This is a genomic window from Stenotrophomonas africana, assembly GCF_013004645.1.
GTDB classification, from domain to species: Bacteria; Pseudomonadota; Gammaproteobacteria; order Xanthomonadales; family Xanthomonadaceae; genus Stenotrophomonas; species Stenotrophomonas africana.
In genome coordinates this window covers 45,993-68,773 of record NZ_JABEME010000004.1, presented here as the reverse complement: position 1 = coordinate 68,773, position 22,781 = coordinate 45,993, and the positions used below count along the sequence as shown (strand labels likewise).

The 22,781-nt window shown below is 67.5% G+C and carries 23 protein-coding genes; 11 read left to right on the top strand and 12 right to left on the bottom strand.

Annotation, left to right across the window (positions count from 1 at the left end; translation table 11 throughout):
* Positions 1–145: 145 nt before the first annotated feature.
* Positions 146–1,666, top strand: coding sequence for a hypothetical protein (locus HLA98_RS08945; protein WP_057499923.1), 1,521 nt, complete (start codon positions 146–148; stop codon positions 1,664–1,666).
* A gap of 96 nt (positions 1,667–1,762) precedes the next feature.
* Here the strand turns inward: HLA98_RS08945 and HLA98_RS08940 are convergent, their stop codons facing one another.
* A complete protein-coding gene (locus tag HLA98_RS08940) occupies positions 1,763–2,539 on the bottom strand; it encodes a lytic transglycosylase domain-containing protein (protein ID WP_057499922.1) in 777 nt (258 codons plus the stop codon).
* Between the two features lie 215 nt (positions 2,540–2,754).
* Positions 2,755–4,128: a D-serine/D-alanine/glycine transporter gene (gene cycA, locus HLA98_RS08935; protein ID WP_049449299.1), complete on the bottom strand. Its 1,374-nt coding sequence runs from the start codon at positions 4,126–4,128 to the stop codon at positions 2,755–2,757.
* A gap of 229 nt (positions 4,129–4,357) precedes the next feature.
* Between cycA and HLA98_RS08930 the strand changes: the two genes are divergently transcribed.
* Complete coding sequence (locus tag HLA98_RS08930; protein WP_057499921.1) at positions 4,358–5,974, top strand: EAL domain-containing protein; 1,617 nt, start codon at positions 4,358–4,360, stop codon at positions 5,972–5,974.
* A gap of 224 nt (positions 5,975–6,198) precedes the next feature.
* Here HLA98_RS08930 and HLA98_RS08925 read toward each other — a convergent pair whose 3' ends face one another.
* Both HLA98_RS08925 and HLA98_RS08920 read right to left on the bottom strand, forming a co-directional pair.
* Positions 6,199–7,383 (bottom strand): MFS transporter, encoded by a 1,185-nt coding sequence (locus HLA98_RS08925; protein WP_057499920.1) that lies wholly within the window; start codon positions 7,381–7,383, stop codon positions 6,199–6,201.
* On the bottom strand, positions 7,380–8,558 hold the full coding sequence (locus HLA98_RS08920) for a serine hydrolase domain-containing protein (protein WP_057499919.1): 1,179 nt from the start codon (positions 8,556–8,558) through the stop codon (positions 7,380–7,382). The genes HLA98_RS08925 and HLA98_RS08920 overlap by 4 nt, the downstream gene beginning before the upstream one ends.
* 228 nt (positions 8,559–8,786) lie before the next feature.
* Between HLA98_RS08920 and HLA98_RS08915 the strand changes: the two genes are divergently transcribed.
* Complete coding sequence (locus tag HLA98_RS08915; RefSeq protein ID WP_057499918.1) at positions 8,787–9,686, top strand: LysR family transcriptional regulator; 900 nt, start codon at positions 8,787–8,789, stop codon at positions 9,684–9,686.
* Between the two features lie 240 nt (positions 9,687–9,926).
* Complete coding sequence (locus HLA98_RS08910; RefSeq protein WP_057499917.1) at positions 9,927–11,534, top strand: ATP-binding cassette domain-containing protein; 1,608 nt, start codon at positions 9,927–9,929, stop codon at positions 11,532–11,534.
* 133 nt (positions 11,535–11,667) lie between these two features.
* On the opposite strand, the gene HLA98_RS08905 is transcribed toward HLA98_RS08910, so the two are convergent.
* Complete coding sequence (locus tag HLA98_RS08905; RefSeq protein WP_057499916.1) at positions 11,668–12,993, bottom strand: GTP-binding protein; 1,326 nt, start codon at positions 12,991–12,993, stop codon at positions 11,668–11,670.
* Between the two features lie 69 nt (positions 12,994–13,062).
* Here HLA98_RS08905 and HLA98_RS08900 point away from each other — a divergent pair, with 69 nt between their 5' ends.
* Complete coding sequence (locus tag HLA98_RS08900; protein ID WP_057499915.1) at positions 13,063–13,437, top strand: MerC domain-containing protein; 375 nt, start codon at positions 13,063–13,065, stop codon at positions 13,435–13,437.
* A gap of 95 nt (positions 13,438–13,532) precedes the next feature.
* Here HLA98_RS08900 and HLA98_RS08895 read toward each other — a convergent pair whose 3' ends face one another.
* A complete protein-coding gene (locus HLA98_RS08895) occupies positions 13,533–13,817 on the bottom strand; it encodes a metal-sensing transcriptional repressor (RefSeq protein WP_057499914.1) in 285 nt (94 codons plus the stop codon).
* Positions 13,818–13,865: 48 nt separating this feature from the next.
* Here HLA98_RS08895 and dmeF point away from each other — a divergent pair, with 48 nt between their 5' ends.
* A complete protein-coding gene (gene dmeF, locus HLA98_RS08890; RefSeq protein ID WP_057499913.1) occupies positions 13,866–14,837 on the top strand; it encodes a CDF family Co(II)/Ni(II) efflux transporter DmeF in 972 nt (323 codons plus the stop codon).
* Between the two features lie 84 nt (positions 14,838–14,921).
* Here the strand turns inward: dmeF and HLA98_RS08885 are convergent, their stop codons facing one another.
* On the bottom strand, positions 14,922–15,206 hold the full coding sequence (locus HLA98_RS08885) for a hypothetical protein (protein WP_129550587.1): 285 nt from the start codon (positions 15,204–15,206) through the stop codon (positions 14,922–14,924).
* Between the two features lie 90 nt (positions 15,207–15,296).
* Here HLA98_RS08885 and HLA98_RS08880 point away from each other — a divergent pair, with 90 nt between their 5' ends.
* On the top strand, positions 15,297–15,713 hold the full coding sequence (locus HLA98_RS08880; RefSeq protein WP_057499848.1) for a hypothetical protein: 417 nt from the start codon (positions 15,297–15,299) through the stop codon (positions 15,711–15,713).
* 65 nt (positions 15,714–15,778) lie between these two features.
* A complete protein-coding gene (locus tag HLA98_RS08875; RefSeq protein WP_249341887.1) occupies positions 15,779–16,699 on the top strand; it encodes a class I SAM-dependent methyltransferase in 921 nt (306 codons plus the stop codon).
* A gap of 3 nt (positions 16,700–16,702) precedes the next feature.
* Here HLA98_RS08875 and HLA98_RS08870 read toward each other — a convergent pair whose 3' ends face one another.
* Entirely contained in the window at positions 16,703–17,671 is a 969-nt protein-coding gene (locus HLA98_RS08870; protein WP_057499950.1) for a polysaccharide deacetylase family protein, read from the bottom strand.
* A 70-nt stretch (positions 17,672–17,741) separates the two neighbouring features.
* Positions 17,742–18,401, bottom strand: a complete 660-nt coding sequence (locus tag HLA98_RS08865) for a hypothetical protein (protein ID WP_057499949.1) — start codon at positions 18,399–18,401, stop codon at positions 17,742–17,744.
* Between the two features lie 133 nt (positions 18,402–18,534).
* On the opposite strand from HLA98_RS08865, the gene HLA98_RS08860 reads away from it, so the two are divergent.
* Positions 18,535–19,215 carry a hypothetical protein gene (locus HLA98_RS08860; protein WP_057499948.1) on the top strand — a complete coding sequence of 227 codons (681 nt, stop codon included), beginning with the start codon at positions 18,535–18,537 and terminating at the stop codon, positions 19,213–19,215.
* A gap of 85 nt (positions 19,216–19,300) precedes the next feature.
* On the opposite strand, the gene HLA98_RS08855 is transcribed toward HLA98_RS08860, so the two are convergent.
* Both HLA98_RS08855 and HLA98_RS08850 read right to left on the bottom strand, forming a co-directional pair.
* Positions 19,301–19,474: a hypothetical protein gene (locus HLA98_RS08855; RefSeq protein WP_005412082.1), complete on the bottom strand. Its 174-nt coding sequence runs from the start codon at positions 19,472–19,474 to the stop codon at positions 19,301–19,303.
* A gap of 9 nt (positions 19,475–19,483) precedes the next feature.
* Positions 19,484–20,296, bottom strand: a complete 813-nt coding sequence (locus tag HLA98_RS08850; RefSeq protein WP_057499947.1) for an alpha/beta fold hydrolase — start codon at positions 20,294–20,296, stop codon at positions 19,484–19,486.
* 227 nt (positions 20,297–20,523) lie between these two features.
* Between HLA98_RS08850 and HLA98_RS08845 the strand changes: the two genes are divergently transcribed.
* Both HLA98_RS08845 and HLA98_RS08840 read left to right on the top strand, forming a co-directional pair.
* The gene (locus HLA98_RS08845) at positions 20,524–21,003 is read left to right on the top strand and encodes a DUF4440 domain-containing protein (RefSeq protein ID WP_057499946.1); all 480 of its coding nucleotides are present in this window, start codon (positions 20,524–20,526) and stop codon (positions 21,001–21,003) included.
* Between the two features lie 76 nt (positions 21,004–21,079).
* Positions 21,080–21,472: an XVIPCD domain-containing protein gene (locus HLA98_RS08840; RefSeq protein WP_057499953.1), complete on the top strand. Its 393-nt coding sequence runs from the start codon at positions 21,080–21,082 to the stop codon at positions 21,470–21,472.
* 68 nt (positions 21,473–21,540) lie between these two features.
* Here the strand turns inward: HLA98_RS08840 and HLA98_RS08835 are convergent, their stop codons facing one another.
* Positions 21,541–22,686 carry a YncE family protein gene (locus HLA98_RS08835; RefSeq protein ID WP_057499945.1) on the bottom strand — a complete coding sequence of 382 codons (1,146 nt, stop codon included), beginning with the start codon at positions 22,684–22,686 and terminating at the stop codon, positions 21,541–21,543.
* Positions 22,687–22,781 lie beyond the last annotated feature (95 nt).

Genomic DNA, 22,781 nt, shown 5'->3' with positions numbered 1-22,781 from the left:
CTGTCTTAAGAGGCACCGACAATAGTCGCTGAACGCACGATCCGCCATGGCCAATCGTGCGGACAAACGCCAGAATTCCATCCATCGCGCTTGTTCTCGCTCGCTGCAGCGGGTTCAATGCGGTTCCCACGGATGGAGATCCTCCATGCCCCGCATCCTCCCCCTCGCCACCCTGCTGGTGGCCGCACTGGCCAGCACATCCGCCGCCGCCTCGATCACGGTGGCGCCGCAGAAGCCGTCAATCACCGCCGATGCGATGCACCAGGCCTACGCCACGCGCTGGGATGAGGCCATCCAGCAGTCACGCAGTGGCAACACGCTGGGCGCGCTGATCGCAATGGAACGGCTGATGGAAGATCCGATGCTGGATGACTTCGATGCCGAACACCGCGGCCGCGCCGCACAGGTGGCGGGCTGGACCGCGATGGTGCAGAAGAAGCCGGACCAGGCCCGCCGCTACCTGCAGCGCGCGCAGGAAGCACTGCCGGACGATGCGCAGATCCTGCTGACCTTGATGTCGCTGGAGCTTTCCGAGAACAAGCCCGTTCCGGCCACCAGGCTTCTGGTGCAGGCGCTGAAGCATGCCGACGCGCCGCTGCCGCTTGAGCACCAGGCCATCAACTATCTGCAGTACCGCCTGCGCGACCAGCCGCAGCAGCGCATGGAGCTGCTGCAGGCTCTGTTCGACAACGGCTGGAAGAGCGGCGGCCTGGAGCCGACCGGACTGTGGCTGGCACTGGCCACGCTGCAGGCCGACAACGGCCGGGGCGACGACATTCCGGCCACGTTGGCGCGCATCACCGCCCCCGCCGAGATCATCCGGCTGCGCAGTGACAAGCGCTTCGATCGCTATGTCGACCGCAACGATGCCCGCTTCGATCCGGTGCAGGCTGCACAGAAGCACCTCGACGAACTGCGCGTGTCCGGCCTGCTGGATCGCAAGCTGGATGCACGCATGGCCGAATTCAGCAGCACGCTGCTGATGCTGGACCGCAACGAGGAAGTGCTGGCGCTGACCGATGGCATGGCTGGTGCGGCTGCCGAAGGCGAGTCGCCCTCGGCGGCGGAAGCCGAATGGGTGGCGTGGCTGCTCAACAGCCGGCTTACGGCACTGCGCCGGCTGGGGCGCACGGACGATGCACTGGCGGCGGCACAGCAGGCCGCCCGCATCGGCGCACTGGGCCCGGACGGCATCGAGCACCAGTTGAATGTCAGCTTCGTACTCACTTCGCTGGGCCGCATGCAGGAGGCTGCGCAGACGGCAAGCGATATCCAGGGCCTCGCCGGTTACGGCAAGGCTGCACAGGCCCTGGTGCAGTTCGCCGCCGCGCGCGAGCGGGGCGATGCCAGGGCGATGGATGCCGCGCGCGAAGTGATCCTTGCCCAGCGCAACGACGCACGCCTGTTCCATCGCGAGATGCTGCTGGACGAAGGCAACCTGGAGGGCGCAGCGGCGGTGCTGATCGAACAGCTGCGCTCGCCCGATGACCGCGGCGAGACGCTGGCCAGCCTGCAGGATATGCGTACCTATCCGTCGCTGCCGGGTGACGTGAAGATCGATGCGGCCTGGCGTGCCCTCAAGCAGCGCGCGGACGTGCAGGCCGAGGTCGCCCGCGTCGGCCGCATCGAGCGCTACGAACTGGTCAGCAGCTCAACCTCACGCTGAGCGGCATTTGTGTAGAGCCGAGCCCATGCTCGGCTGTAATTGGCGCAGCCGAGCATGGGCTGCTCTACAACGCCACGTGCAGGTAGCACCGTCCGCCTAGCGCGCCGGCACCTCGGTACGGATGCCCATCGCTTCACGGTAGCGCGCGTACAGCGCCATCACCTTGTCCACATAGGCCAGGGTCTCGGCATAGGGCGGCACGCCCTTGTAGCGGGTGACCGCGCCGATGCCAGCATTGTAGGCGGCAGCCGCCAGCGGCCGGTCACCGTTGTAGCGACGCAGCAGCGCACGCATGTAGCGGGCGCCGCCCTCGATCGACTGTTGCGGCGAGAACGGATCATTCACCCCGTACTCCTGCGCGGTGTCCGGCATCAGCTGCATCACGCCCTGGGCGCCCTTGCTGGACACCGCCAGCGCATCGAAGTTGCTTTCGGCATGGGCGATCGCGCGCAGCCATGCGTCATCCACGCCGGTGGCCTTGGCGGCAGCCTTGAACTGTTTGGCATGCTGGGCCAACTGCGGCTTGCCGACCTTGCCCAGGCCTTCGTGTGCAGGCTCACCCGGCGGCGTAGCCACGGTGAACTTCAGGAACACTTTCGAGCCGGGCAGGTTGCGGGTGGAATAGACCAGCGTGCCGTCCTGCTCGCGCTCGTACAGTACGCCGCTGAACACGCCCATGTTGCCCCACAGGTTCGGGGCCTGGATGGCGTTGTCGTCGATCTCTTTGGCGGTGCAGCGAGAGCCCGGTTCCGGGGCGGTGGCCAGGCTGACGGTGTTGCCCTGCACGCACCGGTAGACGGTACGTGCGGCGGCATGCCCGGGCCACAGGCAGGGCAGCAGCAACAGCGCAAGCAGGAGAGGGTGACGGGACATGGCGGCCGGATCATCCGGCCGCGCCCGCTAATGTTGGGTGAATGGGGGCCGGGAAGGGGCACCGGGACCCGCACCGGTAGAGTCGACTGTCAGTCGACTATCGCGCGCAGCGCGGGCCCTTCCGGTGGCCCATGGAAGAGCAGTCGACTAACAGTCGACCCTACCGATTTCCGGCGCTCCCGATTTCCGGCATTGCCGAGTCCCCACGTTCCCGGTCATTTCGCGGTCCTTCGACGCACCCAGTACCCCACGCCCAGCAGCACGAACCACACCGGGCTGGCAATCAACGCCTGGCGGGTGTCGGCCTGCAGGCTCAGCAGCACCAGCACGCCGGCAAAGAACACCAGGCAGGCCCAGCACATCGCAACGCCGCCGGGCATCTTGAAGATCGAGGCAGCGTGGCGCTCCGGGTAGCGACGGCGATAGGCCATGTAGGCCACCAGGATCAGCGACCAGACGAAGATGAACAGCACCGTCGCCAGCGTCGTCACCAGGGTGAAGGCGGTCACCAGGTTCGGAATCAGGTAGATCAGCAGCGTGCCGCCCAGCAGGCACAGGCAGGAGAACAGCAGGCCACGGGCCGGCACGGCGGCGCGTGACAACTTCGACAGCCCGCGCGGTGCGTGGCCCTCTTCGGCCAGACCGTACAGCATGCGGCTGGTGGAGAAGATGCCGCTGTTGGCCGAGGACGTGGCCGAGGTCAGCACCACGAAGTTGATCAGGCTGGCGGCGGCGGGAATGCCGGCCAGCACGAACAGCTGCACGAACGGGCTCTTGTCCGGTACCACCTGGCGCCACGGGGTGACGGCCATGATCGCGATCAGCGCCAGCACGTAGAAGATGATGATGCGCACCGGAATCGAGTTGATCGCCTTGGGCAGGTTGCGCTCGGGGTCGGCGGTTTCGGCGGCGGTGGTGCCGACCAGCTCGATGCCGACGAAGGCGAACACCGCAATCTGGAAACCGGCGAAGAAGCCGACCAGGCCCATCGGGAACATGCCGCCGTCATTCCACAGGTTCGACAGCGACGCGGTGTGGCCACTGGGCGAGGTGAAGCCCCAGGCCACCAGCCCGGCGCCGGTAATGATCAGCGCGCAGATCGCCACGATCTTGATCAGCGCGAACCAGAATTCCATCTCGCCAAACAGCTTCACCGTCACCAGGTTCAACGACAGCAGCAGCATCACGCAGGCCAGCGCCGGCTTCCAGGCTTCAAGCCCGGGGAACCAGAACTGTGCGTAGGCAGCGATCGCGATCACATCGGCGATGGCGGTGACGATCCAGCAGAACCAGTAGGTCCATCCACAGAAGAACCCAGCCCAGGGGCCGAGCAGGTCGGTGGAAAAATCGATGAAGGATTTGTACTGCAGGTTGGACAGCAGCAGCTCGCCCATCGCGCGCATCACGAAGAACAGCATCGCGCCGATGATCAGGTAGACGAAGACGATGGACGGGCCGGCCAGGCTGATGGTCTTGCCCGACCCCATGAACAGGCCGGTGCCGATGGCACCGCCGATGGCGATCAGCTGCAGGTGGCGGTTGGACAGGCTGCGGCGCAGGTGCTCGGGGGGCGTTGCGGGCTCGGTCATGGGCGTGGGAAAGGGCGGGCGAAGCGTCCGACGGTAGTCCTCTACTGCCCCGAGCGCCAGCGCCGGACGGCCCGATCACGTCAAACCTGGCCGCTTTCATCACAATGTGACCCAATACCGGATTCGTCCCATTCCACCCGGCCCGGCGCCATGCTCAGATAGCCGCATCTGCCCAAGGACCGGCCCCGCCCATGCACCCTGCCCTGCCCGCCCCGCTGGAGCTCCGGCCATGAGCCGGCTGCGCGTGATCATCGGCGGCACCGCGCTGGCGCTGCTGGCTGCTGCGGTGCCGATCGCGGTCATGGCCTACGCCACCTGGGACCGCGCGATCAGCGTCGAACAACAACGGCTGCACGACATCGCCCTGCGCACCCTGCGCCGTTCCGATCTGTCCTACCACGAGGCGCTGGCCGCGCTGAAATCGGCCGAGGCCAGCACCACCTCGGGCTGCGACGACGAGCACATCAGGCGCATGCAGACGCTGGTGATGACCACGCCGTCGGCCGACCAGATGGGTTACTTCGAAGGCGGCAAGCTGCGCTGCACCTCATGGGGCCCGTTCCGCTCCGACGTGAACCAGCCCAGGGCCGACCATGTGACCAGTGACGGCGCCGGCATTGCGGTGGACGTGCGTCCCGAAGCCAGTGGCCGTCGCCAGGTCCTGTCGATCCTGTATGGCAACTACGACGTGCTGGTCGATCCGCGCCGCTTCGTCGATGTCATCGTGGATCCCCATGTCCGCCTGGCGCTGGCCAGCCCGGATGGCCGCCTGCTGGCCAAGCAGGACGGCATGGACCCGGCACTGCTGGAGACCCTGCTGCGCAATCCCGGCGAAGGGCTGGACCAGAACACGCTCTACGCCACCGCCCGCAACCAGGAATGGCTGGCGATCGCCACCACGCCACGCACCGCGCTGGCCGCCACCTTCCGCCAGCAGGCCTGGCTGTTCGTGCCGCTGGGCCTCCTGCTGGCGGCCGCCGGCGCCGGGCTGGTGATCTGGCTGTCGCGGCGGCGCCTGTCACTGCGTGGCGAGCTGGCCACCGCCATCCGTCGCCGCGAGCTGTACCTGCATTACCAGCCGATCATCGAACTGGACACCGGCATCTGCGTTGGCGCCGAGGCCTTGATCCGATGGCAGCGCCCGGACGGCACCCAGGTGCGGCCGGACCTGTTCATTCCACTGGCCGAAGAGGCCGGCATGATCGCCGCGGTCACCGACCTGGTGATCGAGAACGTGGTGCGCGACATGCGCGAACTGCTGGTGGCCGACCGCAGCGCACATATCGCGATCAACCTGGCCGCCGAGGACATCAGCAGCGGCCGTGCCTTGCAGATGATCTCCAAGCACATGGCCGGCAGCGGCATCCTGCCGCAGCAGATCTGGATGGAGGCCACCGAGCGCGGCTTCCTCGACCTGGATCGCGCCCGCACGATGCTCGCGCAGGCACGGCGTGCGGGTCACAGCGTGGCCATCGACGATTTCGGCGTGGGCTTCTCCAGCCTGCAGTACCTGGAACAGCTGCCACTGGATGCGCTGAAGATCGACAAATCGTTCATCGATGCGATCGGCACCGAGAGCGCGACGAGCCCGGTGACACCGCACATCATCGACATGGCCAAGGAACTGGGCCTGTGGGTAGTGGCCGAGGGCGTGGAGACCGAGGCGCAGCTGGCCTACCTGCACAGCCGGCACGTGGAGTTCGGGCAGGGCTGGCTGTTTTCGCGCCCGCTGCCCCGTGATGAGTTCGTGGCGTTCCACCACAAGCGGCAGCAGCGATACGGCGCGGCGCGGGAGCACATGCAGAATCCGCGCAGCGTGCCGATCGAGCGTGAGGGAGTGGAGTAGGACGGCGAACGGCGGAGCCCCTCGTGGTGGGTCGCGTACTGCTATTCCAGGGTTGGCCGGGACGGTCGGTTTCCGGCGGCGTCCCGCCACGGAATCAACGGAAGAAGGCAAAAGCAAAGACAAACGCGGGTCGCTGCGCTCGGTAGATCCACGCCATGCGTGGATGGCGTGGACCCCGGTAGTGCCGGCCGCTGGCCGGCACCTCCGTAACGTTTGGCCTGCGCCTACGCCCAGGCCTTGGGCCGTGCCAGCAGCCACGCCACGCTCACTGCCAGCAGCAGCAACGGCAGCCATCCCAACTGGTTGGGGCCGCCCGCCTGCAGCAGCACACCCCCTGCAACGCCACCGGCGGCGATGGCCAGGTTCCAACCGGTCACCAGCATCGACTGCGCCAGATCCGCGGCGGCACCCGCACGCCGTGCCAATGCGGTCTGGAACAACGTAGGCACCGCGCCGAAGGCCACGCCCCACAGGATCGTCGCCAGCAGCAGCGGCGTCGCTTGGCCCGGCCACAACAGCAGGGTCAGCACCGGCACGATGAAACCGATCACCGCCGCCCACACCAGCGTGCGCAGATGACGGTCCACGCCCCAGCCGGCAATGCCGATGCCGGCGATGGCGGCCACGCCAAAGGCCAGCAGCAGGCGGTCCAGCCACGGGCCGGCACCCGCCTCCACCGCCAGCGGTTCGATGTAGGTGTAGAGCACGTTGTGCGCCAACACATACAGCACCATCACCAGCAGCGCGCTGCGCACGCCGGGCATGCGCCAGACCGCGCCCAGCGATGTGCGCTGGCCGGCACCGGCAGCGGGCAAGGCTGGCAGCGCCCAGCGCGCGTAGGCCAGCAACCCCACACCCAGCACGCTCATCAACGCGAACGCCCAGCGCCAGCCGATCTGCTGGCCCAGCAAGGTGCCCGCCGGTACGCCCAGCGACAGCGCCAACGGCGATCCGATCATCGCCACCGCAATGGCACGGCCCTGCAACGACGGCACGACCATGCGCGCCGCGTAACCGGCCACCAGCGACCACAGCAGGCCACCACTCACGCCGGCCAGGAAACGTGCGGCCAGGATCAGCGGGTAGCTGCTGCTCAGTGCGGTCAGCGTGTTGACCACCACGAAGCCAGCAATCGCAGCCAGCAACAAGGGGCGTCGCGGCAGGCGCTGGGTCAGCGCGGTCATCGGCAGTGCGGCCATCACCGAGCCAAGCGCATACACGCTGACCAGCTGGCCGACCGCCGCATCACTCACACCGAGGCTTTCGCCCATCGGCCGCAGTACACCGGCCGGCAAGGTCTCGGTCAGCAGGGTGATGAAGCCGCCGCCGGCCAGCGCCAGCAGTCCCGCCCAGGGCAGGCGCGTGGCGTCACCGGCCGGGCTGGCCGCATCGATGGCATGGCCGCTCATCGCACGGTCTCCAGATCGGCGTACACCGCATCACGCAGCTCATCAACGAAGGCACCGTCCATGCCTTCGTACAGGGTGTTGGTCAGCGCCACCACGCTCAGCCCACGCGCAGGGTCAACGAACCAGCTGTGCCCGTAGGCACCGCCCCAGCGCCATGTGCCTATGTTCTGCGGCGTGCCGCTGGCTGCCGCATCACGCAGCACCGCAAAGCCCAGCCCGAAGCCCCAGCCGGCTGGTTCCGGCGGCCCCTGTTCGCCTACCTGCGGGCTGGCCATCTCCGTCGCCAGTGCGGGCGGCAGCAGGCCTGAACGCTGCACATCACGCAAGGCCTCCAGCACCGCCATTACGTCATCGGCGGTACCGACCAGGCCGGCCCCGGCCGAAGGGAAACGGCTGGCATCGGTGGCACGCGCGAGGCTGTACTCGATGCCGACGGTACCCTCGAACGGAGCGACGACCTCGCCTTCCCGCAGGCGATGCGGGTGTGGCGTGTCGGTGACATAGGGCGTGGCCAACCGTGCCGCGTTGCGCGCAGCAAAGGCTGTATCGCGCAGGCCCAGCGGTGCGGCCAGCAAGCGCTCGAACAGCACCTGCAGCGTTTCACCGGTTGCTGCTTCGGCCACCGCACCGGCCACATCCACGCCCAACGAGTACAGCCATTGGCTGCCCGGCGCGAACAGCAGCGGCGCCTGGGAAATGCGGTGCACGTTGTCGGCCAGGGAGAGCGGGTTCGCGTCCAGGCCATCGCTGACGCCGGCGCGTGCATAGGGGCCGTCCGCATCTGCTTCGAGGAAGCGATAGCCCAACCCGCTGCTGTGGCTGAGCAGCTGGCGCAGGCTGATCGCCGGCGTGCTGCCATCAGCCAGCGCCGGGCGGAAGTCCGGCAGCCAGCGTTGCACCGGAGCATCGAGGTCGAGCACGCCCTCGGCCACCAGGCGCAGGATCACCGTGGTCAGCAGCGGCTTGCTGACCGATGCCAGCCGGAACACCTGGTCGCGCTGCATCAGCGTGGCCGACTCGCGATCGGCCAGCCCGGTCGCGCTGGCATGGCGCAGCACACCGTGCTCGCGCACCAGCACCACCGCACCGACCAGGCGCTGCGGGTGCACGTGCTGCAACAGCCGCTGCACCGATGGCAGCGTCGGCGAGGGTTCAAGGGAAGGAGCGGCATTCATCGCGGGAATCCGTGGGGAGAGGCCCGCCACGTTAGGCAGCGGGCGTCCGCGCAAAAAGCCGGTTCCCGCTCCGGGCATCATGGACCGTGCAGTCCGCAATCGGCATGATGGCCGGAACTGCAAGGCCGCAACGGTCCCCACGCCACCCCGCACCACAGCGTTGCGATGGCGGAGCCGCCCGCTACAGCCGCGCCGCCCTACCCTGCCGCTTTCATTGCCCGCACGCCCATGTCAGTCCTGGACAACCTCGCCAATCTGCAGACCTTCGTGCACGCGGCCGATACCCGCAGCTTCGTCGAGACCGGGCGCCTGCAGGGCATCTCGGCCTCGGCCGCCGGCAAATGCGTTGCCCGGCTGGAGCAGGCATTGGGCGTGCGCCTGTTCCACCGCAGCACGCGCAGCATCACCCTCACCGCCGAGGGCCAGCTGTTCCTGGCGCGCTGCCGGCGCATCCTCGACGAGCGCGATGCCGCGCGCACCGAGCTGGCGCAGCCGCACGCCACACCCCGTGGCACGCTGCGCATCGGCCTCCCGTTGGTGGGCGATCTCACCCTGCCGCTGATGGCCGAATTCATGGCGGCCTATCCCGATATCCGCCTCGACCTCGATTTCAGCGATCGGCTGGTCGATGTCATCGAGGAGGGCTTCGATGCCGTGCTGCGCGTCGGCGAGCCCAGCGACTCACGCATGAACGCACGACGCCTGGGTGTGTTTCCACGCCGCGTCGTCGCCTCGCCCGGCTACCTGCAGCGCCGCGGCACGCCGCGCACGCCGGCCGACCTGCTGCAGCAGACGCTGCTGCACTACCGCTTCCCCAGCACCGGCAAGCTGGAACTATGGCCTATCCACTGGCCCGACCATGAAACACCGCAGGAACTGCCGGTGCACATGGTGGCCAATACCATCGAAGCACGGGTAGCGCTCGCATTGCGCGATATCGGCCTGGCTTTCGTGCCGGTGCACTCGGTGCGCGATGCACTGGCCGACGGCCGGCTGGTGACCGTGCTCGACGAGCATGTGCACTCCTGCGGCATCTTCCACCTGCTGTGGCCCTCCGGCCGCCACGTACTGCCGAAGCTGCGGGTGTTCATCGACTTCGTCAGCGCACGCCTTGAAACCGTGCCGTAGGCCGGTAGATCCGCGCTCGATGGCCGTGCCACGTAGAGTCGAGCTTGCTCGACTGCTCCTCAAAAGCAGTCGAGCACGCTCGACTCTACAATTCGCATGCCCTGCGGGCGGTATAATCTCCCCTCATTCCTCCCAGAGGCTCGCGACCAATGCGCCATTGATGCCGCCGTCTTCCCACCAGACGGCCTGACTCTTCCCGCCCCTGCGCGCAGGGGAGAACCCGGCATCCATGGAGGTCGCATGACCCCGCATTCCCTCACGCTCGATCGCGTGTCGTATCGATTGGCCGACGGCCGTCCGCTGTTTTCCGATCTGACGTTTTCCTTCGAACCGGTCGCTACCGGCCTCGTCGGTGCCAACGGCGCCGGCAAGAGCGTGCTCGCACGCCTGCTGGCCGGCCGGTTGCTGCCCGACAACGGCGAGGTACGCGGCAGTGGCCGCGTGTTCCTGTTGCCGACGCCCGGGTATCCACCCGCCGGCACGGTCGGTGAACTGGCCGGTGTCGGCGCGGAACTGGCCGCACTGCAGCGCATCGAAGCCGGCAGCGTGGACGAGGCCGACTTCGCCTGCGTCGGCGACCGCTGGGATCTGCGCGAACGCCTGCAACAGCAATGGCGCGCGCTGCAGCTTCCCGACGACCTCGAACCCACCCAACCCGCGGCGCGCCTCAGCGGTGGCCAGGCCATGCAGGTCGCACTGTCCGGCGCCTGGGCCAGTGGTGCCGACTGGCTGATTCTGGACGAGCCCAGCAACCACCTTGATGCACGCCATCGCCAGCAGCTGTACGAGCAGTTGCAGCAGTGGCGCGGTGGCCTGCTGGCGGTCAGTCATGATCGCGAGCTGCTGGCGCACATGCAGCAGATCGTCGAGCTCGATGGGCGCGGGCTGCATCGTTACGGCGGACCGTGGCAGCACTACGCCGATGCGCGCGCTGCCGAGCGCGAAGCTGCCGCCGCCCAGCTCGACCATGCGCGTGCGCAGCACCGGCAACAGCAACGCAGCGCGCGCGAACAGCACGAACGGCAACAACAACGCCAGGCGCGTGGCAATCGCGATGCGAAGCAGGCCAACCAGGCCCCGATCCTGCTCGGCCGGCAGAAGCAGCGCGCCGAGGCCAGCCACGGCCGTGCGCAGCAGGTGCAGGCCGAGCGCCTGCAGGCCAGCGCAGAGCAGCTGCGCGCAGCGGCATCCGCGGTGCACGCGGTGCCGGAACTGGCGCTGTTTGCTGGTGCGGGGGAGCGTGGCAGCACGCGCCTGCTTCAGGCCGAGGCGCTGGTGCTGCCACATGGCTGCAGTGCACCGTTGCAGCTGGAGATCCGCCGCGGCCAGCGCATCGCCGTGGTCGGCGACAACGGCAGCGGCAAATCGACCCTGCTGCGTGTGCTGGCCGGCCAGCTGGCTGCATGCAGCGGCACCGTGCAACGGCATGCGCCGCTGGCCCTGCTCGACCAGCAGCTGCTGGGGTTGTCCGGCGAGCGCAGCATCCTCGACACCGTGCAGGCCGCCAACCCGCACGCGGACCCGGGCGAGCTGCGCACGCGGCTGGCCCTGCTCGGGCTGGATGCACAGCGCATCCAGCGGGCAGCCCACAGCCTCAGCGATGGCGAACGCGTGAAGGGTGCGCTGGCCAGCGTGCTGTACGCCGATCCCGCGCCCCAGCTGTTGCTGCTGGACGAGCCTGGTAATGCGCTGGATCTGAGTGCGTTGCACGCGTTGGAAGAACTGCTTGCGGCGTGGCCGGGCGCGCTGGTGATGGTCAGCCACGACCGGCACCTGCTGCAGGCATTGCGACCGACGCAGGTGCTGCAGGTGAGCACCGGGGGTTGGCAGTGGCGTGACGTCTTGTAGATCCACGCCATGTGTGAATTCGATTCCGTAGAGCCGAGCCATGCTCGACTCCGCCATGTCGGCCATCCGCGTGAGGGGTGGATCCAGCGCAACAGCAGCCGAGCGTCGGCTCGGCTCTACACGAGCCGTTGGCTCAGCGCTTCCACACCGGGAACGCCTGCGGCAACTGCTGCCACAGCAATGGCCCCGCGCGCAGCTCCTGGTCGTTGAGCAGGCACGCATCCAGCTGCGCGCGCACGGCACGCTCATCCATGTGCACGCCGATCACCACCAGCTCCTGGCGACGATCCCCCCACATCGGGTGCCACAACCGTTGCATCGCCGAATGTGCGGCCGCATCCGGGAATTCTTCCGGCCCCGGCAGCGGCGCGCTCCAGCAGTCGGCCTGCTGCCGCGCCCACCCGAGGTCGCTGTAAGGCAGCGGTGTCGGCGGCAACAACGGCGCGGTGTCTTCCAGCCCGGCCCGCACGCGGTCACGTGCGGCGTACCAGAAGCCCGCCGCCTGCGTGCGCGTCGCAGCGCCCACCGTGTTCAGCTCGCCAACCCAATCCATGCGGTTGGCCAACCAGAACCAGCCCTTGCTGCGGATCACGCTGGGCATGCCGGACTGCAGTGCGCGGGCGAAGCGCGCCGGGTGGAACGGACGACGCGAGCGGTAGACGAAGCTGCCGATGCCGTACTCCTCGGTTTCCGGTGTGTGCTCGCCGCGCAGTTCCTTCACCCAGCCCGGCGCACGCTGCGCACGCTCCATGTCGAAGCGACCGGTATCCAGCAGCTCGGCCAGCGGCACATCGCCGAAGCTGGACAGCAGCAGCTTCGCGTCGCGGTTCAGGCCACGCAGCACCGCCAGCGTGTCCTGCAGCACTTCGTCATCCACCTGGTCCACCTTGCTGACCACGATCACGTCTGCAAATTCGACCTGCTCGCACAGCAGATCAACCACACCTCGGTCGTCATCCGGCCCGGCCTGCTGGCCACGCTCGGCCAGTCGCGACGTCGAGCCGAAGTCGGCAAGGAACGCGCTGCCGTCGACCACCGTCACCATCGTGTCCAGCCGCGCGATATCACTCAGGCTGAAGCCGTGTTCGTCGCGCACCGCGAAGGTGGCTGCCACCGGCATCGGCTCGCCGATCCCGGTCGATTCGATCAGCAGGTAGTCATAGCGACCGGCATCGGCCAGGCGCCGCACTTCCTGCAGCAGGTCATCGCGCAGCGTGCAGCAGATGCAGCCGTTGCTGAATTCCACCAGCGTCTCTTCAGTGCGGCGCAGCTCGGCGCCACCATCGCGCACCAGCTGCGCATCGATGTTGACCTCGCTCATGTCGTTGACGATGACCGCCACGCGCAGGCCTTCGCGGTTGCGCAGGATCTGGTTGAGCAGGGTGGTCTTGCCGGCCCCCAGGAAGCCGGACAGCACGGTGACCGGAAGGCGACGGTCGGCGCGGGAAACAGTGTTCATGTCGGAGCGGGTTGGCTGCGGAACGGAAATGTTACTGTATAACAATTGTTGCGCAAGGAAACTCCCCCGATGAAGTCGCCTTCTGCCGCCCTGCTTGATGCCGGCGCGGTCGCCCTGTCCAGCCTGTGCCTGCTGCACTGCCTGGCGCTGCCCCTGCTGGCCGCCGCGCTCCCCCTGTTCGGCACGTGGGCCGAGGCGGAATGGGTGCACCTGCTGTTCGTGGCCATCGCCCTGCCACTGACCGGCTACGCATTGTGGCGGGCCGAGCGCCGTCACCCGCTGCCCGCACTGGCCTGGGCCACCGCCGGCGGCGGGCTCGGCCTGCTGCTGGCCGGCGCACTGGCCCTGCCCTCGCATGAATGGGAAACGCCGATGACGGTCACCGGCAGCCTGCTGCTGGCCGCCACGCATATCTGGAACGCGCGGCACCGGCACGCAGGGTAGAGTCGACTGTTAGTCGACTCTCGCGCGAAGCGCGGGGTTTTTCGTTGGTTGTACGAAGAGCAGTCGACTAACAGTCGACTCTACCCCCGCTCGGCCTATTTGCCGTAGCGGCGCAGCAGCTCTACCAGCACCGCGGCCTCGTCCGCCCGCTGCTGCGGGTCGTCGGCACCCACCACGTGTTCCTGCAGGTGCTCGTGCAGCAGCTCCATCAACAGGCTGTGGGCTGCACCGCGCACGGCGGCGACCTGCACCAGCACGTCCGCACAGTCGCCGGCTTTACCCTCGGGCTGGACCAGCGCCTGCTCCAACGCCGCCACCTGACCTGCGATGCGGCGCACCCGGGTCAGCAGCTGCTTTCGATTCCTGTGTACATGGGCCATGACCGGATCATATACCCTATAGGGGTATCCACTCCAGCTCCCGCCGCCATGCATTTGGACGCCCTCGCCGCCGCCCGTCGCCACGAACACCGCTTCGACGACGGCAATCCGCTGGCCGAACGCAATACCCGCCGCGCCCTGTGGCTCACCGTCGGCATGATGCTGGTGGAGATCGTCGGCGGCTGGTGGTTCAACTCCATGGCCGTGCTCGCTGACGGCTGGCACATGAGTTCGCACGCGCTGGCGCTGGGCCTCTCGGTGTTCGCCTACCGCTGCGCGCGTCGCTACGCGCACGATCCGCGCTTCGCCTTCGGTACCTGGAAGATCGAGATCCTGGCCGGTTACACCAGCGCCATCGCCCTGCTCGGCGTCGCCGCGCTGATGGCCGTGCAGTCACTGGAGCGGTTGTGGGTGCCGGCGCCGATCCACTACAACGAAGCCATCGCCATCGCCGCGGTCGGCCTGGGCGTGAACCTGCTCTGCGCATGGTGGCTGCACGACAGCCCGGGCCACGCGCATCACCACCACGGGCATGACCATGGCGATCATCACGGGCATGACCACCAACACCACGATCACGGCCATGCGCACGGTCACGACCTCAATCTGCGCTCGGCCTACGTGCACGTGCTGGCCGACGCCGCCACCTCGGTGCTGGCCATCGTCGCCCTGCTCGGCGGTAAGCTGCTGGGCCTGACCTGGCTGGACCCGGTGATGGGCCTGGTCGGTGCCGTACTGGTCACGGTGTGGGCGATCGGCCTGCTGCGCGACAGTGGCCGCATCCTGCTTGATGCGCAGATGGACGCACCGGTGGTGGCCGAAGTGCGCGAAGTGATCGAACAGGGCCCCTGGCCGGCGCGCCTGGCCGACCTGCATGTCTGGCAGGTCGGTCGCGGCAAGTACGCGGTCAGCGCCAGCGTGGTCACCAGTGATACCAGCCTGGATGCCGATACCGTGCGCAACGCACTGGCGATCCATGAGGAGCTGGTGCACGTGACGGTGGAGATCCACCGCAGCTGATTCTGTCCGACTGCCGTCGCACTTGTAGAGCCGAGCCATGCTCGGCTGCCGCCGGCATCAGCCGAGCGTGGCTCGGCTCTACTGTCAGAGCTTCAACATCATCCGCAGCAGATACATCAGCAGCGGCAGCGCGCTCAGCACCGCACCACCGATGCCGATCCACGGCCAGCGCTCGCCGCGCACGCGCGAGGCCACCGCCAGGCCGCAGCCCACCACTGCCGCACCCAGCACGCCCACGCCCAATCCCGCAGCCATGCCATTGCCGCCTGCGGCCACCGCCGCCTGCGCAGCCAATGTGCCGGCGCCCCAACCCACAGCGATCCCCAGCCAACTGGCCACGCCGCACCACGGTGCCTTGCCCTGCGCCATCCGAAAACCCCTGTGTTCTTGCCGAATTTCTGTACGGGCCGTGCCCGCATGCTGCCTACACTAGCCGCACCTGCCTTGTAGGGACATCCCATGCGCACGCTCCGCCTGCTGCTGCCCGGTGCCCTCCTGCTGCTCACCGCCTGCAGTGGCGACGCCGGGCTTCCTTTCAGCGCCGACCCGTTGCAGGGCTGCTTCGCCACCGGCGCGCGCAAACCGGCCGACTTCCGCATCGACAAGGAAGGCGGCCAGTACTTCGTCTCCTTCAGCCGCGGCGACCAGTGGCAGCGCGAGCCCAATGCGCTGCACAAGGCCACCCGCAGCGAGATCAGCCGCTACTTCCGCGATGACGCCGAACAGATCGACAGGGCATTGATCCGCATGGCCGGTGGCTTCGGCATCTTCCACTTCAACAAGGGCGCGACGCTGAAGGGCAAGGCCAGTGATAGTGACTACATGGCGCTGATGCTGATCGGGGCTGGGCCGGTGTATGCGGTGAAGTGCGATTGAACTGTAGAGCCGAGCCCACGCTCGGCTACTTTTGCAGTAGATCCACGCCATGCGTGGATGCAGGCATGGTGGAGGCAAGGGCGGGCTCGGCTCTACAACAGCTGCGGTACCATGCCCTCCCCCGAACCGCCCCGGTACCCGCCGTGCCCCATTACACCGGCCCCCTGCTGACCCGCGACAGCGCCGACACCCTGCGCCGTGCCCATGACAAGGGCGCTGCCGACTGGCAGGGCTCGCTCGACCTCGGTCGCAGCGAGGACAGCGTGGCGCTGGACGCCGACGGCTTCCACTTCCGTGGCCAGCCCTACCCGTGGCCGGGCAAGCTGAAGGACCGCACGCTGTACTACTGGGATGGCGAGGACTTCGCGCCGATCTCGCGCTACAGCGGTTCGCTGATCAAACTGGTGCCGACCGAATGGGGCGCACCGACCTTCGAGATCGACGGCATCAAGATGCTGCCGACCTCCAAGCTGTCACCGTTCGAGGACGCTCGCCGCAAGGTCGAGCTGGTCGCCCCGGCCGGCAAGGTCATCCTCGATACCTGCGGCGGCCTCGGCTACTTCGCCGCCTGCGCGCTGGAGGCCGGTGTCGGCCAGATCCGCTCGTTCGAGAAGAACGCCGACGTGATGTGGCTGCGCACGCTCAACCCGTGGTCGCCGGATCCGGACTCGACCGCGGCTGGTGGCCGCCTGCAGTTCAGCCACGGCGATGTCTCGCGGCAGATCGAACAGGTGGCCAGCAATAGCGTCGACGCGATCCTGCACGACCCGCCGCGCTTCGGCATCGCCGGCGAACTGTATTCACAGGTGTTCTACGACCACCTCGCCCGCGTCATCCGCAAGGGCGGGCGCCTGTTCCACTACACCGGTGCGCCGAACAAGCTGACCAGCGGCCGCGACGTGCCGCGTGAAGTGGCCAAGCGCCTGGAAAAGGCCGGCTTCAAGGCCGAGCTGGCGCTTGACGGTGTGCTGGCCGTCAAGCGCTGAGCCTCATTCCGAGTCTACCTTCGCCAGCTTCATCACCCACTTCGGCACTTCCGGTTCACCGGCGTAGAAGTCCTTCGGTTTCTTCTCCGCCATCGCCCAGCGGTGCAGCCAGCTCGGGCCGTAGCGACCGCTGTAGCCTTCGGCCGCACGTGCATAGGCCGGATCACGCATCGCCTCGTCCAATGAAATGAAGCGATAACCGCGGCGCTTCGTCGCCGCCACCAGTTCGGCAAACGTGGCTGCATTGAGTTCGTTCGCGTGCATCAGCCAGACCTGCGGCAGCGCGTAGCCCAGCAGCGCCAGCGACTGCTTCTCGTAGTAGTCCAGCTTGTTCAGCATGTACGGCACGTAGCCCTTGCGCAGCTGTGCCAGCGTCGCCTCGCGCGCCGGGGAATCCGGCTGCTCGTTCATCACGTTGGCGTAGGCGAACGCCCACACCCACTCGCCGTTGTCGACCGTCACAGGTGCCACGCGGTAGCCATGCTGCTTGAAGAACGCGTCCATCTCCGCGCGTTCGTCCGGCGTGCGCCCGGCACGCAGATAGGGGTGACGCATCCACTGCGGCTTCAGTCCGCGCTCGGCCAGCAACGGCCGCAGCACGGTCTCGCCACGCAGGAAATCCTGCTGGAACGCAGGCACGCCCTTGGCGTTCAGATCCATGTGCGAGTAGGTGTGGTTGCCCAGCACATACCCGGCGTCCAGCCAGTCGCGCAGCATCTGCACCCGCGCCGGCTGCACCTGCCCGCCGATCTCAAGCTTGTTCTCGTTGACGAAGCCGACCACCGGCACGTCTGCCTGATGCAGCTGCGCCATCAGCGCTTCGTGCCGCGACTGCAGGTCCGGCGGAACGATCTCGTCCACCCGCGCCCAGGGCAGGTCGTCGATGGTCATCGCGATCCGACGATCCACTTCAGCGGCATGCACCGCCAACGAACACAGCAGCAATGGCACAGCACGCAGCAACCAACGCATTAGCACTTCCTTGCAGGAGCGAAGCGCAGACTGTAGCGCGATTGCGGGCGCGTGGCCGGTCAAACGCCCGCTATGGGCTGGGTGACTGCACCTGACGTTCGCGCACGATCGCCCGCCACAGCATGAATCCTGCGGCCATGGCCATCAGCAACAACGCGACCAGCACCAAGGCAAGGTCATCGGGATTGCGCAGCAGCGGCGCGTGCTCGCGGGTGAGGATGCCAAACACCGCCTCCTGCGCCTGTGCCAGCGGCAGCCGGCCCTGCTCGTCCAGTTCCACCAGGCACGCCGCTGGGGACAGTTTGGCCACGCTGGTCCATGCCATGTCGTACAGGTGCAAGGCCCTGAGGGCCAGCGCCAGGATCGCGGCATGCAGCGCCATCACCCCCCAGTTGGCGCGTCGCAGGCGTTCCGACACGCGGCCCAGCCGGTAGACGCTGATCGACATCGCGCCCAGCAGCGCCATTACCACGCCCGCCATCGGAATCCACTGCAACGGTTGCCACGGTGCAAGCGCAGCGGACCGCGCCAGCAGCTGTTCGGCCACCTGCATGCGCGCGACCGGATCGGGCCCACCGCATGCGTCATCCACCGGCTCAAGCAGCAGCCCCACGCGGTAGTGGAAGAAGCCGGCTGCAAGGGCTACCGCCAGCAGCGCCACCACCTGCAGTGCCAGCAGGATCGGGCCGGGACCACAGATACGACAGAAGCGGGCAGCAGCAGAGACCATCGGTTCATCCGTGACAACAAAGGACCATCCTAACCAAGCGCCCTGTGATTGTCGGCTGGCGGATACGACAACCGCCGCGTGGTCCCGGTAGGATGTGGATGAGCATGGATGGTCGTATGTAGAGGTGTTGTGGATGGTCACGCTGTATCTATGGGTACGAACGCTGCTTCCGCTGCTGGCGTTCGTGATCGCCTGGATGCTGCTGTCGCGCCTGATCAAGGCCCGCGTGGCGCGCCTTCCACGGATTCCCTTGAACCTGCCCGAGCACAGCAGCAGCCCGCGCAGGAAGGACCGGCGCATCTACGCACGCAAGCTGCGGCGCAGACCGGGCCTGCGCACCGCAACGCGCCCGGCCACCGCGCCGCGCAGCTGGAACCTCGCGGCGGTGTTCGTTTCGTTCTCCGCATTGATCGCCGCCGTGCTGGTCTTGCCGGATGGCGCGCGCTTCCAGGTGATGGTCGAGAGCCTCACCGGCTACCCGGCCACGATTGCTGAAGTACATGTTCCCGCTGCCGGGCAGCCCCTCGTGCTGCAGGCGTGGCAGCCAGCGCTGGCGCAGCTGTCACGGCCGGTAACAATGCGCTACCCGATCGGGCGCACCGGCGGCCAGCATGACGCGCACGCCACGCTACCGGTACAGGTGAGGCATCAGGGTGATCGGCTGCAGGTGGCTACGGCCGTGCCGGTGGACTCCGAACTGCTGCGTGCAGAGCTTGCACGCTTGGCCGGGATGCCGGTTGAGGCAATCACGGTTCGACAGGTGAAGATTGCGCCGTGGATCGAATCGGGTTGGACGCCGTTGGCCGACCTGTAGAGCCGAGCCCATGCTCGGCTGCTGCTGCCGCCGCCCTAAAGACACGCGCTGCGCGCGCAAGCCGAGCATGGCTCGGCTCTACCGATCAGGATCCGCGCGGCAGCTTCGCGGCCCACATATTGTCCACCAGATTCGGATAACGCCGGCCATTCTCTTCCGCCCGCTGCCGCGCCGCCTCTTTCTGTGCAGGCGACAGCGGCTGCGAGGTCTGGCCCTTGGGGTTGGGCTTCTTCCACGGGGGTGTCTTGGTCTGGCGCATGGCCGCAGCTTACCGCTTCAGGAAGTTCAGCAGCGCCAGATTGAAGCGATCGGCATGGCTGGTGTTGCAGCCGTGCGGCGCGCCTTCAAGGATCACCGCTTCGCTGCCCGGAATGGCCTGGTGCGTGCGCTGGCCCGAGCCTTCAAACGGCACGATGGCATCGCTGTCACCGTGCAGGATCAAGGTTGGCACCGTGATCTTCTTCAGGTCTTCGCGGAAGTCGGTGGTGGCGAACGCCTTCATGCACCCCAGCGCTGCGTTCTGGTCGGATTGGTGGCACAGCGCGATAGCCGCCTGACGCGTCTCTTCAGTCACCATCAGCTGGCCATTGGCACTGAAGAAATCGCGGGTGAAGCCATCGAAGAAGGCTTCGCGATCCTTCTCCAGACCGCTGCGCATTTCATCGGCCTTGTCCTGGGTGAGCGGACCTTCCGGATTGTCCTCGCCGCGCAGCAGATACGGCGGCACGGCGGCTGCAAACACCACGCTGTGCAGGCGCTCCTGCCCGTGATTGGCCACATAGCGCGCCACCTCACCGCCGCCCATCGAGAAGCCGACCAGGGTGACGTCGCGCAGGTCACGCTCCTCGATCAACCTGGCCAGATCTGCCGCCAGCGTGTCGTAGTCGTAACCTTCTGCCGGCTTGTCAGAACGCCCGAAGCCACGGCGGTCGTAGCTGATCACCCGGTGCTGCGCGTCGCGCAGGATCGACACCTGCGTCTTCCAGGCATCGGCGGACAGCGGCCAACCGTGAATCAGGATCACCGGGCGGCCGTCGCCACCGGTGTCTTCAACGTGCAGGCGGATGCGGGAAGCAGGCATGGGAGCTCCTGTGGGAGGGGAGGATTTCAGACTATGGGCCGGCCCCTATCGCGACCGTGATGGAATCGCCGGTCGCCATGACATCCCCTGCACAGACGACGGCCCCGACGCTGGAGCCGAGCCGCCAATGCGGGCGTTCACTCCGTGGAAGGGCCGTTTCGTCGGACGCCGGCTGCAGCCACCCAAAGGCCGTGCGAGCCTGCGTGAACCCTCGTTGGAGCCTCGCCATGTTGCTGCTCACCCTGCCCTTGCTGGCCGCCGGCCTCACCACCGCACCCGTGTCCTCCGATGACCTGCGCGAGCAGATCCGCCAGGCCGACACCCAGCTGTTCGCCGTGGCCTTCGAGGCCTGCGATGCCGACAAAGCCGCCGCGATGACCACCCAGGACATGGAGTTCTTCCATGACAAGGATGGAAAGTCGGCCAGCAGCCGCGAAGACTTCCGCCGCAGCGTGGCCAACCTGTGCAGCAATGCGCGCAAGGGCGGCTGGAGCCTGCGCCGTGAGCGGGTGGAGCCTTCGCTGCAGGTGTTCCCGCTGCATGACGAGCGCGCACTGGAGATCGGCGACCACCGCTTTCATGAGCGCGGCAAGGATGGCGTGGAGCGCTGGGTGGGCCAGGCCCGCTTCATCCAGGTCTGGCGTCGCGTGGACGGGCGCTGGTTGGCCGAGCGGGTGATCAGCTACGACCATCGGCCGGCAGACTGACCCCTCGGGCGCGCTTCACGGGCCGGATCTATACTTAGGGGGTTCACCCACGACCCACCGCTACCGTTCGATGGCCATGGCAGAGATCACCCCCAACCACCCCGACTATGGCCTCAACCAGCAGGTCCGCCAGGGCGTGGCCGCACTGGATGCCCAGCACGGCCGTGCGTTCGACCAGACCAGCGAACGCCTGACCGCCAGCCTGACCGTGCTCGCGCGCGAGCAGGGCCTGCAACAGGTCGACCACGTGCTGGTCAGCAACGCCACGGCCCAGCACCCGGCCGGGCACAACGTCTTCGTGGTGCAGGGCGACCCGGCCAATCCGGCGCACCTGCGCGCGATGATGCCGACGGCTGTGGCGGCGCAGACGCCGGTGGAGCAGTCGATGCAGAAGTTGGGGGTGGGTGTGCAGCAGCAGGTCGAAACCCAAGCCCAGGAAATGCAGAATCCCGCGCCGCGGCTGGGGTAAACGCTGCAGCTTGAAAAGGGGGCAGCGCATTGCGCCCTGCCCCCGCGTTTACAGCCTGGGCACCGCAGTTACAGCTGGATGCGCGCCACGCTCTCGTCAGCGCCCTTGTCGTCCTTCTCGCCGTTCTTGATGCTCACGAACAACACGTTGTTCTTCGCATCCAGCGCCAGGCTGTTCGGGTGGGTCGGCACCGTGTAGGTCGCCACCTTCTGGTAGCTGTCACTGTTGTAGGCGGTCACCGTGCCTGCTTCGCGGTTGGTCACGTACAGGCGCTTGCGCGGTGCATCCAGCAGGATGCCCAGCGGGCCGGCATCGGTCGGGATGCTGGCCAGTTCCTTGCCGGTGCTGCGGTCGAGCACCAGCACGCGCTGGCCCGGGTGCTTGCTGACCAGGCCGCTGCTCTTGGCCTGGTAGCCACGCAGGAATTCCGAGCCCTGGTCGGTCACGAACAGGCGCTTGCCGGCCGGATCCAGCGCGATGTTCATCGGCTGCTCGGCGGCGATCCTGTGCTGCGCCACCACCTTGTTCGAATCGGTGCCCACCACCACCAGATCGGCCAGCAGGTTGCTGGTGTAGACGCGCTTGTTGGCCGCATCCAGTGCGAGGCCCGGTGCCTTGGCATTGCCCAGGCCGTCGATGGTGTTGATCACCTTCAGCGTGGTGGTATCGATCACGAACAGCACGCTGCTCACGTCCGGCTGGCTGCTGTGGCCGGTCACGTACAGGCGGTTGGCGGCGCTGTCGACCACCAGCTCGCGCAGGTCATGGGTGTAAGCGGCCTTGCCGTCCTTGCCGGTCTTCTTTTCCATCAACTGGATGGTGCCGACGGCCTTGTTCTGCGCGGTGTCGACCACGGTCACCGACAGGTCCACGGTGTTGCCCACGTACAGGCGGTTGTGGGCGTCATCCAGCACCACGCCGAAGGCTTTGCGCTCCAGCGGGATGCGGGTTTCCACGGCCAGCGTGGTCGGGTTCAGGCGCAGCACCTGGGCCGGGCCAGCGTCATCGCCGAAGCCGCCGGAGGAGGCCACGAACACGGCGTTCTGCTTCGGGCTGTAGGCCAGCTCGTACAGGCCCTTGGCCACGGCCTGGCGCTGCACGGCGGTGGTGGCGCTGGCGGCAGGCGCGTTGTCAGCGAATGCAGAAGGCGCGCCGAGGCTGAGCGACACAGCGAGGGCCAGCGCGGCCGAACGGAAGAGAGGAGTACGGAACATGCGAGCGTCCTTGAATGGGCACGGGAAGGTGTCCTGGCTCGCTGGGCCGTACTGCGACGGCCCGCCCCGCATCTGTCTGCGCAGGGTGGGCTGGC

Bases quoted from the DNA above. Each gene is read 5' to 3' on its own strand.
- HLA98_RS08920 (WP_057499919.1), bottom strand. From the start codon at position 8,558: ATGAATGCCGCTCCTTCCCTTGAACCCTCGCCGACGCTGCCATCGGTG.
- HLA98_RS08870 (WP_057499950.1), bottom strand. From the start codon at position 17,671: ATGCGTTGGTTGCTGCGTGCTGTGCCATTGCTGCTGTGTTCGTTGGCG.
- cycA (WP_049449299.1), bottom strand. From the start codon at position 4,128: ATGACCGAGCCCGCAACGCCCCCCGAGCACCTGCGCCGCAGCCTGTCC.
- HLA98_RS08940 (WP_057499922.1), bottom strand. From the start codon at position 2,539: ATGTCCCGTCACCCTCTCCTGCTTGCGCTGTTGCTGCTGCCCTGCCTG.
- HLA98_RS08875 (WP_249341887.1), top strand. From the start codon at position 15,779: ATGGTGGAGGCAAGGGCGGGCTCGGCTCTACAACAGCTGCGGTACCAT.
- HLA98_RS08865 (WP_057499949.1), bottom strand. From the start codon at position 18,401: ATGGTCTCTGCTGCTGCCCGCTTCTGTCGTATCTGTGGTCCCGGCCCG.
- HLA98_RS08945 (WP_057499923.1), top strand. From the start codon at position 146: ATGCCCCGCATCCTCCCCCTCGCCACCCTGCTGGTGGCCGCACTGGCC.
- HLA98_RS08885 (WP_129550587.1), bottom strand. From the start codon at position 15,206: ATGGCGCAGGGCAAGGCACCGTGGTGCGGCGTGGCCAGTTGGCTGGGG.
- HLA98_RS08845 (WP_057499946.1), top strand. From the start codon at position 20,524: ATGTTGCTGCTCACCCTGCCCTTGCTGGCCGCCGGCCTCACCACCGCA.
- HLA98_RS08915 (WP_057499918.1), top strand. From the start codon at position 8,787: ATGTCAGTCCTGGACAACCTCGCCAATCTGCAGACCTTCGTGCACGCG.
- HLA98_RS08835 (WP_057499945.1), bottom strand. From the start codon at position 22,686: ATGTTCCGTACTCCTCTCTTCCGTTCGGCCGCGCTGGCCCTCGCTGTG.
- HLA98_RS08840 (WP_057499953.1), top strand. From the start codon at position 21,080: ATGGCAGAGATCACCCCCAACCACCCCGACTATGGCCTCAACCAGCAG.
- HLA98_RS08910 (WP_057499917.1), top strand. From the start codon at position 9,927: ATGACCCCGCATTCCCTCACGCTCGATCGCGTGTCGTATCGATTGGCC.
- HLA98_RS08905 (WP_057499916.1), bottom strand. From the start codon at position 12,993: ATGAACACTGTTTCCCGCGCCGACCGTCGCCTTCCGGTCACCGTGCTG.
- HLA98_RS08895 (WP_057499914.1), bottom strand. From the start codon at position 13,817: ATGGCCCATGTACACAGGAATCGAAAGCAGCTGCTGACCCGGGTGCGC.
- HLA98_RS08900 (WP_057499915.1), top strand. From the start codon at position 13,063: ATGAAGTCGCCTTCTGCCGCCCTGCTTGATGCCGGCGCGGTCGCCCTG.
- HLA98_RS08880 (WP_057499848.1), top strand. From the start codon at position 15,297: ATGCGCACGCTCCGCCTGCTGCTGCCCGGTGCCCTCCTGCTGCTCACC.
- dmeF (WP_057499913.1), top strand. From the start codon at position 13,866: ATGCATTTGGACGCCCTCGCCGCCGCCCGTCGCCACGAACACCGCTTC.
- HLA98_RS08860 (WP_057499948.1), top strand. From the start codon at position 18,535: ATGGTCACGCTGTATCTATGGGTACGAACGCTGCTTCCGCTGCTGGCG.
- HLA98_RS08930 (WP_057499921.1), top strand. From the start codon at position 4,358: ATGAGCCGGCTGCGCGTGATCATCGGCGGCACCGCGCTGGCGCTGCTG.
- HLA98_RS08855 (WP_005412082.1), bottom strand. From the start codon at position 19,474: ATGCGCCAGACCAAGACACCCCCGTGGAAGAAGCCCAACCCCAAGGGC.
- HLA98_RS08850 (WP_057499947.1), bottom strand. From the start codon at position 20,296: ATGCCTGCTTCCCGCATCCGCCTGCACGTTGAAGACACCGGTGGCGAC.
- HLA98_RS08925 (WP_057499920.1), bottom strand. From the start codon at position 7,383: ATGAGCGGCCATGCCATCGATGCGGCCAGCCCGGCCGGTGACGCCACG.